The following is a 13,698-nucleotide window of genomic DNA, read 5'->3' as shown; positions in this document are numbered from 1 at the left end:
GACATTGACCGCCAAATAAACGCTGATACATAAACAAGGGTGGGTCAAATCTCGGTGAAAATACCGGGTCACTTCTCAGCGGAAATCAACAGTCAGGATGCATTGATTTTCAGTGCGCTGCGTGATTCACGGCTCGGAAAACGGAGCGGTGACATGAGGGACCTTTTATGGCTGAACGCCGGGCAGATGGCCAAGCTTGCCCCTTTCTTCCCGAAGTCGCACGGCAAGCCGCCCGTCGATGACAGACGCGTGCTGAGTGGGATTATCTTTATCAATCGCAATGGGTTGCGCTGGCGCGACGCCCCCAAGGAGTATGGACCTCATAAGACGCTTTACAGCCGGTGGAAACGTTGGAGCGAGAAAGGTATCTTCGCCAGGATGATGATCGGCCTGGCCGCCGAGCACGGCGAGGAAAAGACCGTAATGATCGACGCGACCTATCTGAAAGCGCACCGTACCGCGACCGGCTTGGCCGCGAAAAAGGGGGGCGCGGACGCCTGATCGGCCGGACCAAGGGCGGCATGAACACGAAGCTGCATGCTATCTGCGACGGCCAGGGCCGACCGCTCAACCTGTTCGTCACCGCCGGGCAGGTCAGCGACTACATCGGGGCGCGGGCGCTGCTCAGCTGCCTCCCAAACGTGGATTGGTTACTCGGAGATCGCGGATATGACGCCGATTGGTTCAGAGAAGCGTTGGAAGACAAAGGGATACGCGCCTGTATCCCTGGCCGAAAGCAACGCAAGATACCGGTCAAATACGACAAGCGCCGTTACAAGCGGCGCAACCGCATCGAGATCATGTTCGGTCGGCTCAAGGACTGGCGGCGCGTGGCAACCCGATACGACAGATGTCCGAAGGTCTTCCTCTCGGCTATCGCGCTCGCGGCAACCGTCATCTTTTGGTTATGAATCCTGACCCTAGAATCGGACAGGCACATTGTTGATTCCATCCTCCAGGTGCCAGGGCTGAACACTTAAACCCTTTGCCCCATGCCCACGTATTGCGGAAAATAGGCGTCTTCCGATCACCGGGTAGTCCGCTTATCTGGATTGAACTCAATCGGCCTGCGAGTGACCAGCTGAAGACTCACCATTTTTCCCCGAAGGGCCGCAACTCCACATCGAAGGACCATGTGGACTGGTCCTGATGGGCGATATGAAAGACCTCTTCCGCGATGGCGTCGGGTTTGCTGAAAAACTCCTCGGGCATGTCGGGATTAAAGGGCACGCGGGTCCACGGCGTATCAATGGCCGCGTCGATAACCACATAGGCGACATGGATGCCCTTCGGTCCAAGTTCGCGGGCCAGCGCCTGGGCAAAGATCCGTTGCGCGGCTTTTGTTGGGGCGAAAAGCCCATAATTCGGAACACCCCGCAGCGCGGACGTGTTGCCGGTGACGATGATCGCGCCACTGCCGCGCGCGACCATGGCCGGGGTCAGTTCGCGGGCCATGTACAAAAGGCTGGTGGTGTTGACGCGGAAATTGCGCTCCAACTCTTGGGGGTCCGCGTCCATGAAGGGTTTGAACGTGGCGCGGACGGCGTTGTGGACAATCACCTCTGGCGTGCCCATCTCTGCCATCACCTGCTGGCAGACCCGGACAAGCTGGTCCAGGTCCTCAAGGTCGAAGGCGAAGGATCGCGCGCCGGGCAGTTCCTTTTCAAGCTCCGACAAACGCGCAGTGTTCCGGGCCAGCAAGGCAACGCGGTATCCATCCCGTGCAAACCGGCGGGCAACCGATGCTCCGGTTCCGTCACCGACACCGGTGATCAGACAAACCTTATCTTTCATAACGGCTCTCCTTTTTTGTTGTCTCGCTTGCTCGATGGCTCCCTAAATCAGGGATTTCACATCCGCCGCGAAGGTCGGAAAGGCATAGAGCGAGGTCTTGAGGTCATTTGCGGGAATGCCGTGGCGCATGGCCATGGCAAAAAGATGGATCAACTCGTCGCCATGATGCCCAAGGATATGGGCACCCACGATCCGGTCATTGTTCTGATCGACCAGAACTTTGGACCACGCAGCGGATTCAGCATAGGTCTTGGCCGAGAACCAGCCGGACATGTCCGACACCGACACCGTCACATCCAGACCGCGCTCGAGGGCGTCGGCCTCGGTCAGGCCAACAGTGCTGAGGGCCGGAACAGTATAAACCGCGCTGGGGATCACGCTGTAATCCGGCTTTTTGGTGGGGCCGTTGACGATGTTATGACCGACGATCTGGCCTTCATAGGTCGCAACAGGGGACAGTTGCGCCGAATGCGCGACGGCATCGCCCGCCACCCAGACCGAGGGGTTCGAGGTGGACCGCATCGTGTCGTCGATCAGAATGCGCAGCCCGTCATGGTCGACGCCACAAGCCTCAAGGTTCAGGCCGTCGATATTGGCGATACGGCCCGCGCCGTTGACGACCCGCTCGGCGGTCACGCTCTGGTCGCGGCCTTCATGCTGGAACCGGACGTTAAGTCCATCGGAAGTCTTTTCGATGGCCGTCACCGACACCCCGGTTTTGACAACAACGCCAAGGCGTTCTGTTTCGGCACGCAAGGCGGCAACGGCGTCACTGTCGAGACGCGGCAAAAGCTGCGGCAGTGCCTCCAGGATCGTCACCTGCACCCCGGCACGCGCGTAGACATGGCTGAACTCCATTGCGATGACGCCACCGCCGATGAACACGACCTCGCGCGGCAGTGTCGGGTCGGACAATACGTCGTCCGAAGTGATCATGTGTTCGGCTCCGGGGATCGGCAGCGGTCGTGGCTTCGATCCCGTGGCAATCACGATGTTCCGGCCCCGGATAACCTGACCGTCCACGTCAACACTGTCCGGCCCGACGAAGCGCGCCGTGCCGCGAAAGACATCGCCGCGTTTTTCGGCCAGCCCGTGCATCGCGTCCGGAATAAACCCGATCAGGTCTTTTTCACGCTGGATCAGTTTGGCCCAGTCCAGCCGGGGCTTGCTGACCTCGATCCCGTGGTTAGCGGCTTGTTCGATCTCGTGCATGGCGTGGGCGGCTGCCACCAGCACTTTCTTGGGCGTACAGCCGCGATTGGGGCAGGTGCCGCCAAAATCGCGCGCCTCGATAAAGGCGATGGATTTCCCGGCTTCATGCGCGATGGCCGACACTCCGAACCCGGCATTGCCGCCACCGATAATGATTACATCATAAAATTCGCGCATGTCCTTGCTCCTATGGATTAAGTTTCATTTGCCCCGAATGATCACTTCCGATCACCCGGCGGGGCCGAAACTTTCAGTATGAATATGTTCCGGAGAGATGCCCCGGCGTTCCAGATCGGCCTGCATCCCGGCCATGAAACCGACGGGGCCGCACAGAAAGTAATGCGCGCTGGCATTGTCGATCAGCTGCGCCAGAAGTGCTCCGTCAACGCGGCCATGCGAGTCATAATCCACCCCGATCTCATCCTTTGGCGCAGGTTGACTATAGGCCACATGTGTCGTGATCCCCGGCCGTCTGGTGGCCAGATCGCGAACTTCTCCGGCCAGCGGGTGGTGCTGACCGTCCCGCGCGCCGTGGATGAACCAGACAGGGCGGTTGCCGCGCTCAACCGCGACCTTATTCAGAATGCTCAACATTGGCGTGACACCCACACCGGCGCTGACCAGAACCAGTGGACACCGGTCGCAGGTCATCACGAAATCACCCGCGGGCCGACGGCTGTTGATGATCGCGCCCGGTTCCAGATGATCGTGCAGAAATCGCGACGCGATCCCTTTGGGCTCACGCTTGACCGTGATCCGATAGCGATGCTCGTTCGGTCCGTTGCTCAGCGAATAGGTGCGGCGCACCGGTTCGGGGATCCCCGGAACTTCAAGCTCGACCGGCAGGTGTTGTCCGGGTTCGAACCCGGCCAGCGCACCGCCGTCGCGGGCTTCGAAAACAAACGAGGTGACATCGGCGCTTTCGCGGGTTTTTCCGACCAGGCGGATTGAGCGGACCGACTCCGCATCCAAATTCCACCTGAGGCTGACCGCCGACCGGATTTCGACGACCTCGTCGATCTCCAGCGTCACCAGACGCCGCGCGCCGGGCACCCGAGCAATCTCATCGCTGTCCCAGTCGATCGAGGCGGTGCCGGTCAGTTGCAGCAGGCTGCCGCCTTCGAAATCGACGAGCAGGAAGCCCGCCTTGGGATCAAGCAGCAGGTTGCCGATGGTGTTGAAGTGATTGTTGCCAGCGTAATCAGGAAACCGCAGCCGCCGGTCGTCCAAAACTTGCACAAAGCCGCGATCACCGCCGCGATGGGATGCATCCATCCCATAGGTCGGGCTATCGCCCCCTTCACGATAGCCGCTGGCGATAAAGAAGGTGTCGGCAGTTTCGATCCACCGTATCTGAGCCGTCGTCAACCGTTGGCCGCGGGTCGCCGGTCCGGGTCCCGAGTTTTCAACCCGGGTCCACGCGCGTTCGCGGATATATTGTGGGCAGTTGCCAAAAGTCTGGTCGACGTGAAAGTCAAAGCTGGTCGGCGTGACGCGGCCCGCCCGGCCATTGACCCGGTTGCGGCGCCGTGTGGCCAGTTCGATGCCCAGAACGCCGATATCGCTTTGGGGGCGAAGTGCCTCGTGCAATGCGTCACCCCGGACCGGCAGGGCCGCAATGGAAAGCGTTTTGGTATCCGGCGCTGTGACAAACCCGTCCGGCCCCTCGACCAGCGTGGCCCAGGGCCGGCCTTGTCCGTCGCGGGCGGCCATCACCAAAAACGGCAGCGCGGTGTAAAAGTCCCGATGTTGCTCCGGCATGTGGTCGCGAACGACTTTGCGCGCCCAGTGTTCGATGTCGCGAACACCCATCCGCGCCTGCGCCATGTGTTCGCCCCGATGGAAAGGGGAGGTGCTGCTGTCGCTGGGTTCGATGGTAAGCATGGGATCTCTCCTGGGGCGGAACACGGGGTTGTAACACGCGCCCGGCCTTCGGGACCGGGCGCGCGGTGAAGTCAGGCGGCGAGGCCGACCTTGGTGCTCTGCATGGGCACAAAGCCGGGCAGGGCTTCAACCCGGGCCAGCAGGGCGCGGATGTTGGGATAGTCGCCCAGCGAAACGTTCCCCTCGGGCGCATGGGCCGTGTAGCTGTAGATCGCGACATCGGCGATGGACGGGTTGGTTCCGACCAGCCAGTCGCGCCCGTTCAGATGCGCCTCAAGCCGTTCAAAGGCGGATTTGGCGACGGCCTTGGCGCGTTCGGCGTCCAGCTGCGCGCCGAAGACGGTGATCAGCCGTGCCGCTGCGGGGCCGTGGGCGATGTCTCCGGCGGCCAGCGACAAGAACTTCTGAACCTCGGCCTCGCTCACCGGATCGGTCGGCAGCCAGTCGGGCGCGTATTTCCGGGCGAGGTAGACCAGAATGGCGTTGGAATCGGCGATGGTAGTTTCGCCATCCTCGATTACCGGCACCTGTCCGGCCGGGTTCAGGGAGAGAAACGGTTCCTTCTTATGCTCTCCACCAAGCAGATCGACATCGACCAGTTCGTGATTGATGCCGCCCAGCTTGGCGAACAGCTCGACCCGGTGTGAGTGACCGGACAATGGATGGCGATGAATACGGATAGCGTTTGGCATGGCGGTTTCCTTTTGGGAGGTTCTCTGGAGGTGATGCAGTTCATTGCAGATCACTGGACCAAACATGCCAAAGGCTTAATTCATTTATAATCCCATACTTTGTTCAGCAACTATGAACATAATGGTAATAATGAATTGAAAACAATAAAGGAGCTTGGCCATGGACACGATTGATACGATGCGCGCCTTTCTGGCCGTCGCACATGAGGGGTCTTTTACGGCTGCAGGCAAACGCCTTGGTCTGTCGACGCGGTTGGTTAGCAAATATGTTGCTCAGTTAGAGGCCAAGCTGTCGACCCAGCTGTTCAGCCGGACAACCAGAAGCGTTTCGCTGACGGATGTAGGTGTTGCTTACCTCGAACGATGCCGCCCAATTGTAGAGCAAATAGACGAATTGGAAGACCTTGTTCAGGAACGGCAATCGGCGCTGGCCGGGCCGATCCGGATGACCGCGCCAACCGGGTTCGGCAGCATCAACCTGACACAGGCTTTGGCCCCGTTCCTGCGGGCGCATCCCCAGGTTGATATTGACCTCAAACTGTCGGATTCCCGCGTGGCCCTTGTCGAAGAGGGGTTCGATCTTGCCATACGGATAGGAGTGTTACGGGATTCGACCCTGATTGCGCGGAAGCTGTCGGATATGCCGCTGATCGTCTGCGCGTCACCGGAGTATCTGGCGGAACGTGGGCGTCCAGGTGATCCGATGGCCCTTGCTACGCATAATTGCCTGATTGACGAAAACCCTGCTGATGCGACCGCGTGGAGGTTTCGGACAGGCAGCCGGGATTTCGTAGTCAAGGTGGCGGGGGGGTTTCACGCCAACGCGCCAGCTGCGATTGCAAACATGGCCATTGCGGGCCTCGGCATTGCACGCTGCCCGCATTACGTCGTTGCTCGCAGTTTGGAAAAGGGAACTCTGGAACATCTGTTTCAGGACTACGAAACAGAGAGCTTCGGTCTCTACGCGCTCTACCCACCCAACCGCCATCTAACCGCACGGGTTCGTACACTGATAGACCATCTGGCAACCCGTTTCAGGTCATATTGAGGAAACGCGCAGTCGCAACGCTTTGAAATAGGGGGTTTTTGACCGCGTCAGCTGAAGTTTGTTGCAATATCGTCCGATGAAGTAATCAGTCATTGGGATGCTGTAGACGAAAGCTCATTTTCCCGCCTATCGAATGTGTAATTCCTCATAAACACTGCAATTTTGTACGAATGTCCGCAATGCGGAAGCTGCGCAGCAGCGTTCGACGCATTGGTGAAGGTCTGGATTGGGCCGAATCTGTTTGCGAATTGCAAATAGTCCTTTCGGCAGGTTTGTTCATTGCTTCGCGTTCTCAAATTACTCGGCCATTCTTGTTTGGCCTGAACATCCAAATGTCGGATTAGAACTCCTGGGATGGACGGCTAAAAGCTACTGTGATCCTATGCCGTCGCAGTTAATGGACGTTCAATGCGATCAGTTTCGTATATTGTAGGTATTTTAGTAGCCATTGCCGCCAGCATTGGCCTTTATTTGGTTTCTTACCAGTACTTCGTTTCGGAGGAGCTTTCCAAAGCTCAGGGCCGGCTTTCGCTCTACCAAAGCTCGGTAAACAGCGAACTCGAACGATTTTCCCACCTCACATATGTGCTGTCACAGGATTCCTTTGTAATTGGAACAGCCGAAGGAGACGGCACCGGAACTTTAAACCGACGCCTTGAGGATTTTGCGGAGCGGGCGGGGCTGGATGCTATCTACCTGATGGACGAAGACGGGATCACGATTTCCGCATCGAACTACCGCGACAATGGAAGCTTTGTTGGCCAGAACTACGCTTTCAGGCCGTATTTCCAAAGTGCCATTTCTGGTAAACAGGGCCGCTTCTATGCCATCGGGGCAACGACTGGTCTGCCAGGATACTTCATCGCCAACGCAGTGATTGACGACCGGGGAGCTCCAACCGGCGTCATAGCGATTAAGATCGATTTCTCTGATCTTCAGGATAGTTGGAAAAACTCGGGCGAACAGGTTCTTTTAGCCAATGAAGACGGCGTCGTTCTGCTATCTTCGAACTCGGATTGGCAATATCGCGCGTTGACGCCATTGTCAGAACCACAGCAAGAACGGATTCGAGATGCCAGGCAGTTTCCGGGGCAAGACTTAGATGCGTTGGATTGGGTTGAATTGCCGGGAGATCAGGCCAGAATTGCGGGGACGAAGCGCCTGCATCTTGCAGCTACGGATTTACCCCATGGCTGGTCGCTTCACTATTTTGCAAGTGACGATCAGGCCGTAGCGCGCAGTTGGCTTGTAACTGCAGTTTTTGTCCTTTTGGCGGGGCTCACATTTATCTTTTTCCAGATACAACGCGCAAGGCGCGTAAGCGCGGCCCTGGTGCGGTCCGAAGAGGAAGAAGCAAAGCTGCGCGAGGCAAATGAAAGGCTCGCCATCGAAATCGACGACCGCAAGACAGCCGAGCGGAGCCTCAAACGCACCCAAGGCGAGTTGGAGCGCGCAAGCCGACTGGCGGCTTTGGGGCAACTATCCGCGTCGGTCACGCATGAACTGGGTCAGCCCATCGCTGCGATGCGCAATCACCTGGTGGCAGAAGAGATCTCATCTTCCGGTGAGACCAAGCTGCCGCAAAAAATCGGAAGCCTGGTCGACAGGATGGAAGGGATCACGCGCCAATTGCGGTTCTTCTCGCGCTCAGAGAGCGAAGCGTTCGACGACGTAGACTTATGCACTTCGGTTAACGCCGCGTTGGCTCTGGTTGCGCCAAACATCGAGCAGGGCAAGGTGAAAATCTCAGTTGATGCGTCGACTGGTCCGGCCTTTATCCGGGGCAGTGCCCTGCGGATCGAACAGGTCATCACTAATCTTTTGCGCAACGCCATAGATGCTACGGACGGAGCGGATGCGCCTGAAATCCATATCGCTGTCACGGCTTCTGATGATGAGGTCGTTTTGGAAATTCAGGACAACGGTCATGGGTTGGGCGAGGCAACGCTTGCTGAGTTGCAAGAGCCATTTGTGACCACAAGGGAGAGCGGGCGGGGCATGGGCTTAGGGCTGGCCATTTCCACCAGCATTGTCAAAGATCACGATGGCACAATGACGGCCCGGAACCGCGAAGGCGCCGGAACAATTTTTCGGGTCACTTTCCCGATTGCTCAGAAACCCGAAGAAATGAAAGAATGACACCGGCGCAATCCTTCAATGTCTTAGTCGTCGACGACGACAAGTCGATGCGACATTCTCTTGTCGAACTTCTCGAAGCTGCCGGTTGGACCGTCAGTGCGGTGCCACGGGCGACCCAGGTGACGGAACATCTGACCAATGCCACGCCAGATGTCATCCTTTCTGATGTGCGCATGCCCGGCATGTCGGGCCTTGAGTTGCTCGCCAGCTTGGACAAACTGGTCGCGCCGCCGGTTGTGCTTATCTCGGCACATGGCGATATACCGATGGCGGTTCAGGCCATTCAGGACGGTGCCTATGGTTTCATCGAAAAGCCCTATGAGCCTCGGCGGTTACTAACCGTCCTGACGCACGCAGCCGAGCAAAACCGCATGCGCAAAAGAAACGCGCGGTTGAAGGACAGGCTGCTGAAACTGTCTGGGCTAGATCGCATTCTGCTTGGCGAGACCGACGCGATTAACACTTTGCGGCAGGATATTCTCGACATTGCCGACACCTCTGTCGCGGTCCTGTTGCAGGGGGATACGGGAACCGGGAAGGAACTAGTTGCCCGCGCTCTGCATGATTTGGGCGACACGCCGGATGCGCCGTTTCTTGCCCTCAATTGCGCGGCTTTGTCCCCGGATACGTTTGGAGCGGAAATGTTCGGCGTCGCGGGTGAATCCGACGGAAGGCTGGTGGCGGCATCGGGTGGAACCTTGTTTCTGGATGAAATCTGCTCGTGCCCACCAGCGGCGCAGGCCAAACTACTAAGGGTCATCGAAGATCAGCAGGTGCTGCCGGTGGGGGCTGTGTCGCCGGTGCCGGTAAGCTTCAGGGTTGTGTCAGCAACCAACGAAGACGTTGTACTGGCAGCCGAGGAAGGCCGCCTGCGCCAGGACTTATTGTTTCGATTAAATACTGTCGTCCTGTCCTTACCTCCACTACGACAAAGACGGGATGATTTGGTTCTGTTGGCAACGCATTTCTTGAACGAATACGCGCAGGTTTATGAGATAGACGCGCCAGAACTCGATCAGGACGATTTGGCCGCTCTGCTTGCACATGATTGGCCCGGCAATGTGCGTGAATTGCGCCATGTCTGCGAACGGCGCATTTTAGCGGCCCGACGCGGAGGAGGATCGGTGGCGCAGGCTATCCAAAGCGATCAGCACTTCGACGAAGTGCCGGATACGCTTCGCGAAGCGGTTGCTGCTTTTGAACGCGAACTCATTGGCAAAGCCATCAAGGCGCATAAAGGCCGCATGGATGCCGCCGCCGAAGCGCTTGGGATTGGCCGCCGGACGCTCAACGAAAAGATCGTCAAACTCGGTCTCGATAAAGAGGCGCTGTTGTAGGAGAAACCACTCTGCGGATATCCGCAGGGACTCCGAAAATTCACGCGCATTTTCCTTCATAGGCAGGCTGCTGCGCATCCTGAATACTCCACTCAAGCGAATTGCGTGATCTGGGAGGAGCCAATATGCGCAAACATCTTAACCGGGCGGCCATTGCTGTTCTGTCGCTGACCGTTGCATCCGAAGCACTGGCTGTCGAATGGAACGTTTCCCTGTGGGGCAAGCGTCGTGCATTTACTGAACACGTCGAGAAACTTGCCGAACTGGTGAGCGAAAAGACGGGCGGTGAGTTCACACTCAACATCAGCTATGGCGGCCTGTCGAAGAACAAAGAAAACCTCGATGGAATTTCAATTGGTGCGTTTGAAATGGCCCAGTTCTGCGCTGGCTATCACCGCGACAAGAACCCCTCGATCACTGTCTTGGAACTGCCGTTTTTGGGCGTGACATCCCTTGAACAGGAAGTCGACCTGTCGATGGCCGTCTATCAACATCCGGCCGTTGTCGAGGATCTGGCCCGCTGGGACGCGACTCTGCTGATGCCGTCGCCGTTGCCGCAGTACAACCTTGTTGGTGTCGGTGAAGCACCCAAATCTCTAACCGATTTCGAAGGTCTGAGCGTACGGGCGACAGGTGGTATCGGCAAGGCGATGGAGACGGTTGGGGCAGTTCCGACCTCGATGTCCGCATCCGAAGTGCGTCAGGCAATGGATAGTGGCATCGTCAAAGCTGTCAGCTTTGCGCCACATGCGCATATGTCCTTTGGCACCATTGAAAATGGCACTTGGTGGACGACGAACCTCAACCCCGGCACCGTCAACTGCCCTGTCGTGGTGAACACGCTGGCGCTGGAAGATCTATCTGACGAGCACCGCGAAGCTCTGCTGGGATCGGTGGACGAGGCACTGGATCACTACGTGAACCACTACCAGACCAAAACGATGGAAGCGTGGGGCCCTGAGCTGGATCAGCGCGGCATCGAACGGGTCACTTTCAGCGATGAAGAAATCGCAGCGTTCAAAGAAGCCGCTGCCGCTCCCGCGGCCGAGGCCTGGATTGCAGAAAACACCGAGCGTGGCCTGCCAGCACAAGAGCTTTATGACCTTGTGACCGGGAAGATCGCAAACGGCAGCTAATCCACTCACAACCCGGCGTCGGCCAAGCTGGCGTCGGGTACCTTTTCCCCTGATAGCGGAGTACAACGATGGCCGGGTCATCCCTGGTGCTGTCCGACGACAGCCGTCTCAGCATTCTCGATCAACGTCTCTACAAACTGGAGAGTTTTCTGGCTCTGATCAGCGGTCTTGCAGTGTTCTCGCTGATGGTCATGGCCGTGGTCTCCGTTGGTGGCCGGAATTTCGCCAATGCGCCACTTCCCGGTTACGTGGACTGGATCGAGCAGGCCATGCCGTTAATCGCCTTCATGGGGATTTCCTATGCGCAGCGTGATGGCGGTCATATCCGAATGGACATGGTTGTTGGCGCGCTCAAAGGCCGGACGCTCTATATCGTTGAGTTCGTCACAACCGCTGTCATTCTGGCGCTGATCGTCTTGCTGATTTGGGGGAGCTGGTCGCATTTCGCACGCAGCTTTGACTTTGGTGCTCCACTCTGGAGCCGCGACAGCTCCATCGACATAGGTATCCCGCTGTGGCCCGCAAAGCTGTTGGCCCCCGTTGCCTTCAGCGTGCTTTGCCTAAGGCTTGCTTTACAGCTCTGGGCCTACAGTCGTGCGATCCGGCACCCGGATCAGCCACCTGTTGCCGTCCCGCTAATAGCCGATGCAGCCACTCAAGCTGCAATGGAAGCCGAGCACGTCTCGGGCCACGACAACTGAGGTTAAATCTGATGGAACCCATTGATATTGGTCTAATCGTCTCGGGCGGTATGCTTGTTCTTGTAGTGTTGGGGATGCGCGTGGCCTTTGCCGCCGCGATAGCAGGCATGATTGGTCTGATCTGGATCTTCTGGGCCAAGTTTGGGTACGACCCCGCGCGGTTCGGCAAGGCTGTGACTGTGGCCGTCAAAACAGCGGGGCAGGTGCCGCACTCCAAGATTTCAAGCCAGGCGTTGAGCCTTATCCCGACCTTCATCCTGATTGGCTACCTCGCCTATTACGCGGGCCTGACCAAAGCACTGTTCGAAGCCGCGAAGCGTTGGCTGGCATGGGTCCCCGGCGGGCTGGCGGTTTCGACCGTTTTCGCAACCGCTGGGTTTGCGGCGGTATCCGGGGCCTCGGTCGCCACTTCCGCTGTGTTCGCCCGTATCGCCATCCCCGAGATGCTGAAGATCGGCTACGACAAGCGTTTTGCTGCAGGTGTCGTCGCTGCAGGCGGTACGCTCGCCTCGCTCATCCCGCCTTCGGCCATTCTGGTCATCTACGCGATTATTGTCGAGCAGGACGTGGGCAAACTGCTGTTGGCCGGCTTCATCCCGGGCATGTTCTCGGCGGTAATTTATGGCTTGCTGATCATTGGCATGGCCGTCTTGATCAAAGGATTTGGTCCCGCAGTCACCGGATTTACATGGAAAGAACGTTTCCTCTCGTTGCCGCCCGCATTTCCCATCGTGATTGTCGTGGTGACCATCATCTTCTTTGTCTACAACCCGTTCGGCGGCGATGCCTGGGGTACGCCAACCGAAGGTGGCGCAATTGGAGCATTCGTGGTGTTCCTGATGGCGCTGTATCAGGGCATGCGCTGGTCCGAACTCAAAGACGCGCTTTTGGAAACCGCCAAGCTGAGCGTCATGATTTTCACGATCATCTGGGGCGTTTTGGTTTACGTTCGTTTTCTTGGTTTCGCCGAACTGCCAAGTGCATTTTCCGACTGGATCACCTCGCTTGAGATGTCTCCGATGCTAATCCTGATCTGTATTCTTCTGGCATACGCTGTACTGGGCATGTTCATGGATGCGATAGGTATGCTGCTGCTGACGTTGCCCGTAGTTTACCCTGCCGTCATGGCGTTGAACGGTGGTGAAGCCGTAAGTGCAGCCGATAGTACTTTCGGTATGTCTGGGCCTATGTGTGCTATCTGGTTTGGTATTCTGGTCGTCAAAATGGCCGAGTTTTGCCTGATCACCCCACCTATCGGCCTGAACTGCTTTGTGGTGGCTGGCGTGCGTGATGACCTAAGCGTTCAGGATGTTTTTAAAGGTGTAACGCCTTTCTTTCTGGCGGATGCTGCAACCATTGCGATGCTCGTTGCCTTCCCTGCTATCGTTCTATGGCTTCCAGGACAGGTTTGAATCACATGGGATGAATTTAGAGTGCGGGTTGTCGGTGCAGCTAAAGCCTGCATCAATCAGCTGCGCTGAAGAGTGCATGACAATTGTTCAATGTCCGGTTTGGGCCGTTGGATATGTCGTGGAGAACGGGGCAGGGACTTGTGCTGCTTCTGCACCGAGGTCTGCAGTGAGCCCATACCTCCCAGATGCTGCACCTTACGCAGAGAATGGCGGCTTTGACGAACCGCATTGCAGTGACGGTGACCAGGGTCGAACGGCATCTGTGGGTGGCTCCTGCATTGCAAGTGTTTTCTGGTGATTTCTGCGGTCATTTTCGTCAGTACCTTCGTCTGTCCGGCCTGTT

11 protein-coding genes are annotated in these 13,698 nt (G+C 57.7%); 7 read left to right on the top strand and 4 right to left on the bottom strand.

Features of this window, described 5'->3' with window-relative positions; translation table 11 throughout:
• The first annotated feature begins 153 nt into the window (after positions 1–153).
• Positions 154–911 (top strand): IS5 family transposase gene (locus ACR0AO_RS24875; RefSeq protein ID WP_480609543.1). Its coding sequence is split into 2 segments (ribosomal slippage): positions 154–478 and positions 478–911, totalling 759 coding nucleotides; the frame shifts between segments, so codons are not numbered across the junction.
• A 178-nt stretch (positions 912–1,089) separates the two neighbouring features.
• Here the strand turns inward: ACR0AO_RS24875 and ACR0AO_RS24870 are convergent.
• The 4 genes from ACR0AO_RS24870 to ACR0AO_RS24855 all read right to left on the bottom strand — a co-directional run bounded on the left by ACR0AO_RS24870 (position 1,090) and on the right by ACR0AO_RS24855 (position 5,582).
• Positions 1,090–1,794 carry an SDR family NAD(P)-dependent oxidoreductase gene (locus tag ACR0AO_RS24870; RefSeq protein WP_480609541.1) on the bottom strand — a complete coding sequence of 235 codons (705 nt, stop codon included), beginning with the start codon at positions 1,792–1,794 and terminating at the stop codon, positions 1,090–1,092.
• 42 nt (positions 1,795–1,836) lie between these two features.
• The gene (locus ACR0AO_RS24865) at positions 1,837–3,183 is read right to left on the bottom strand and encodes a dihydrolipoyl dehydrogenase family protein (RefSeq protein WP_480609538.1); all 1,347 of its coding nucleotides are present in this window, start codon (positions 3,181–3,183) and stop codon (positions 1,837–1,839) included.
• A gap of 51 nt (positions 3,184–3,234) precedes the next feature.
• Positions 3,235–4,890, bottom strand: coding sequence for an FAD-binding oxidoreductase (locus ACR0AO_RS24860; protein ID WP_480609535.1), 1,656 nt, complete (start codon positions 4,888–4,890; stop codon positions 3,235–3,237).
• 71 nt (positions 4,891–4,961) lie between these two features.
• The gene (locus tag ACR0AO_RS24855) at positions 4,962–5,582 is read right to left on the bottom strand and encodes a glutathione S-transferase family protein (RefSeq protein ID WP_480609532.1); all 621 of its coding nucleotides are present in this window, start codon (positions 5,580–5,582) and stop codon (positions 4,962–4,964) included.
• Between the two features lie 160 nt (positions 5,583–5,742).
• Between ACR0AO_RS24855 and ACR0AO_RS24850 the strand changes: the two genes are divergently transcribed.
• The 6 genes from ACR0AO_RS24850 to ACR0AO_RS24825 all read left to right on the top strand — a co-directional run bounded on the left by ACR0AO_RS24850 (position 5,743) and on the right by ACR0AO_RS24825 (position 13,355).
• Positions 5,743–6,630, top strand: a complete 888-nt coding sequence (locus tag ACR0AO_RS24850; RefSeq protein WP_480609530.1) for a LysR substrate-binding domain-containing protein — start codon at positions 5,743–5,745, stop codon at positions 6,628–6,630.
• A gap of 408 nt (positions 6,631–7,038) precedes the next feature.
• The gene (locus ACR0AO_RS24845; protein ID WP_480609527.1) at positions 7,039–8,769 is read left to right on the top strand and encodes a sensor histidine kinase; all 1,731 of its coding nucleotides are present in this window, start codon (positions 7,039–7,041) and stop codon (positions 8,767–8,769) included.
• Positions 8,766–10,106: a sigma-54-dependent transcriptional regulator gene (locus ACR0AO_RS24840; RefSeq protein ID WP_480609524.1), complete on the top strand. Its 1,341-nt coding sequence runs from the start codon at positions 8,766–8,768 to the stop codon at positions 10,104–10,106. Before ACR0AO_RS24845 ends, ACR0AO_RS24840 begins: the two co-directional genes overlap by 4 nt.
• A gap of 125 nt (positions 10,107–10,231) precedes the next feature.
• Positions 10,232–11,242 (top strand): TRAP transporter substrate-binding protein DctP, encoded by a 1,011-nt coding sequence (gene dctP / locus ACR0AO_RS24835; protein ID WP_480609521.1) that lies wholly within the window; start codon positions 10,232–10,234, stop codon positions 11,240–11,242.
• A 68-nt stretch (positions 11,243–11,310) separates the two neighbouring features.
• A complete protein-coding gene (locus ACR0AO_RS24830; RefSeq protein ID WP_480609518.1) occupies positions 11,311–11,943 on the top strand; it encodes a TRAP transporter small permease subunit in 633 nt (210 codons plus the stop codon).
• An 11-nt stretch (positions 11,944–11,954) separates the two neighbouring features.
• Positions 11,955–13,355, top strand: coding sequence for a TRAP transporter large permease (locus tag ACR0AO_RS24825; RefSeq protein WP_480609515.1), 1,401 nt, complete (start codon positions 11,955–11,957; stop codon positions 13,353–13,355).
• Positions 13,356–13,698 lie beyond the last annotated feature (343 nt).

This window comes from Ruegeria sp. AF8 (genome assembly GCF_056541825.1).
The sequence above is the reverse complement of the archived record's forward strand: the minus strand, read 5'-3'. Positions and strand labels throughout refer to the sequence as shown.

Coding starts and splice junctions, on each gene's coding strand:
- ACR0AO_RS24870 (WP_480609541.1), bottom strand. CDS start 1,794: ATGAAAGATAAGGTTTGTCTGATCACCGGTGTCGGTGACGGAACCGGA.
- ACR0AO_RS24865 (WP_480609538.1), bottom strand. CDS start 3,183: ATGCGCGAATTTTATGATGTAATCATTATCGGTGGCGGCAATGCCGGG.
- ACR0AO_RS24860 (WP_480609535.1), bottom strand. CDS start 4,890: ATGCTTACCATCGAACCCAGCGACAGCAGCACCTCCCCTTTCCATCGG.
- ACR0AO_RS24855 (WP_480609532.1), bottom strand. CDS start 5,582: ATGCCAAACGCTATCCGTATTCATCGCCATCCATTGTCCGGTCACTCA.
- ACR0AO_RS24850 (WP_480609530.1), top strand. CDS start 5,743: ATGGACACGATTGATACGATGCGCGCCTTTCTGGCCGTCGCACATGAG.
- ACR0AO_RS24845 (WP_480609527.1), top strand. CDS start 7,039: ATGCGATCAGTTTCGTATATTGTAGGTATTTTAGTAGCCATTGCCGCC.
- ACR0AO_RS24840 (WP_480609524.1), top strand. CDS start 8,766: ATGACACCGGCGCAATCCTTCAATGTCTTAGTCGTCGACGACGACAAG.
- dctP (WP_480609521.1), top strand. CDS start 10,232: ATGCGCAAACATCTTAACCGGGCGGCCATTGCTGTTCTGTCGCTGACC.
- ACR0AO_RS24830 (WP_480609518.1), top strand. CDS start 11,311: ATGGCCGGGTCATCCCTGGTGCTGTCCGACGACAGCCGTCTCAGCATT.
- ACR0AO_RS24825 (WP_480609515.1), top strand. CDS start 11,955: ATGGAACCCATTGATATTGGTCTAATCGTCTCGGGCGGTATGCTTGTT.